The organism is Acidiphilium sp. PM (assembly GCF_000219295.1).
Taxonomy (GTDB): Bacteria; Pseudomonadota; Alphaproteobacteria; order Acetobacterales; family Acetobacteraceae; genus Acidiphilium; species Acidiphilium multivorum.
Map to the genome: position 1 here is coordinate 1 of NZ_AFPR01000350.1, position 1,911 is coordinate 1,911.

A 1,911-nucleotide genomic window follows, 5' to 3' on the forward strand; every position below is an offset into this window, starting at 1 on the left:
ACCCCGGCCAGCGGCCCCTTGCCGCGATGCCGCCCGTCCTCCAGCACCGGAATCCCGAACCGCGCGAAACGCGCCGCATCGCCCGCCGCGCTGAGTGCCACGGCGCCGACCTGTCCCGAAACCGTTGCGATGGCGTGATCGAGCATCGTCCGTCCGTGCAGGATCAGCAGCGCCTTGTCCACCCCGCCGAGCCGCCGTCCGGCGCCGCCGGCCAGGATCACCGCCCGGAGATGAGAACCCGATGGATCTGCCATGAGGGAATTGCGAGGGGCAAAAAGATGGGGCGAACGATGGGGCTCGAACCCACGACATCCAGGACCACAACCTGGCGCTCTACCAGCTGAGCTACGTCCGCCGACGGACGGGGGTTTAGGCCGATCGACGCGGTCTCGTCAATCGGCCTTCCCGGATAATCAGGCGGCCTTCCTGCCGATCAGTCCGCGCTTGACGATCGTCTCGGCGATCTGCACCGCGTTCAGCGCCGCGCCCTTGCGCAGATTGTCCGAAACGCACCAGAAGCCGAGCCCGTGCGGCACCGTGGGATCGACCCGCAGCCGCGACACATAGACGGCATCCTCGCCCTGGCATTCCAGCGGGGTGACGTAGCCGCCATCCTCGCGCTCGTCGAACAGCGTCACGCCCGGGGCCGCGCGCAGCGCCGCCCTTGCCGCCTCCAGCGGGGCCGGGTTGGCGAACTCGACATGCACCGCCTCGCCATGGCCGATGAACACCGGCACCCGCACGCAGGTCGCGAACACCGCGATATCGGGGTCGAGGATCTTGCGGGTCTCGACCGTCATCTTCCACTCTTCCTTGGTCGCCCCGTCCTTCATGAACACGTCGATATGCGGGATCACGTTGAAGGCGATCGGCTTGGTGAAGACTTCCGGCTTCGTCGTCTCGTGGACATAGGTGGCCTTGGTCGCGCGCTCCAGCTCGTCCATGCCCTCCTTGCCCGCGCCGGAGACCGACTGGTAGGTCGCGACCGACACGCGGCGGATGCCGAATTTCTCGTGCAGCGGCTTCAGCGCCACCACCATCTGGATGGTCGAGCAGTTCGGATTGGCGATGATCCGCCGCCAGTCCGGCTTCGCCATGAAGGCTTCAAGCGCGTGGGTGTTCACCTCCGGCACCACCAGCGGCACGTCCGGCTCCATGCGGAAATGGCTGGTATTGTCGATCACGATGCACCCCGCCTCGGCCGCGCGCGGCGCGTGCACCGCCGAGATCGAGGCGCCCGGCGAGAACAGGCCGAAATCCACCCCGCGGAAATCGAAGGTCTCCAGGTTCTTCACGGTGAGGATCGCCTCGTCGCCGAAGCTCACCTGCTGCCCCGCCGAGCGCGGGGAGGCGAGGGCGATCACCTCGGAGGCGGGAAAGTTCCGCTCCGCGAGCGTCTTGAGCATCTCGCGCCCGACCGCCCCGGTGGCCCCGACAACTGCAACTTTATACGCCATCTGCCTTCATCCTCATCCAATTCAGCTGCACGAGCTAGCGTCCCGCCCGGCAAGGTGCAAGGGAAATGCCCGCGACTCACAACGGAACGGCGCGAAATTCCTCGCGGTGGATCGCCGTGCGCAGCATCCGGTCGCCGCCGATCATGCCGCGATACATGCCCGACGAATTGAACGGCATCACCGGGTCGCCGGCGGCGCCGAGCGCGATCAGCCCGCCATCGCCGCCGCACGGCGCGAGCTCGGCGATCACGTCCGCCGCCGCCTTCGCCAGGCTCTCGCCCTTGTAGCGCAGCCGCGCCGCGATGTCGGCGGCGGCGGTGTAGCGGATGAACACCTCGCCCGTCCCGGTGCAGCTCACCGCGCAGGTCTCGTCATCGGCGAAGGTGCCGGCGCCGAACACCGGCGTGTCGCCCACCCGTCCGGCGCGCTTGGCGGTGATCCCGCCGGTCGAGGT

The 1,911-nt window shown here is 68.2% G+C and carries 3 protein-coding genes and 1 tRNA gene; all 4 read right to left on the minus strand.

Translation table 11 applies throughout. From position 1 onward, the window contains the following. The coding region (locus tag APM_RS12525) for an NTP transferase domain-containing protein (protein WP_007423746.1) at window positions 1–254 on the minus strand (254 nt) is incomplete at its 3' end. A 25-nt stretch (window positions 255–279) separates the two neighbouring features. Next, a tRNA-His gene (locus APM_RS12530) sits at window positions 280–355 on the minus strand. Between the two features lie 58 nt (window positions 356–413). Then, the gene (locus tag APM_RS12535; protein WP_007423747.1) at window positions 414–1,457 is read right to left on the minus strand and encodes an aspartate-semialdehyde dehydrogenase; all 1,044 of its coding nucleotides are present in this window, start codon (window positions 1,455–1,457) and stop codon (window positions 414–416) included. 76 nt (window positions 1,458–1,533) lie between these two features. Further along, window positions 1,534–1,911: isoaspartyl peptidase/L-asparaginase (locus APM_RS12540; protein ID WP_007423748.1), on the minus strand; the 378-nt coding region annotated here is incomplete at its 5' end.

Coding starts and splice junctions, on each gene's coding strand:
- APM_RS12535 (WP_007423747.1), bottom strand. CDS start 1,457: ATGGCGTATAAAGTTGCAGTTGTCGGGGCCACCGGGGCGGTCGGGCGC.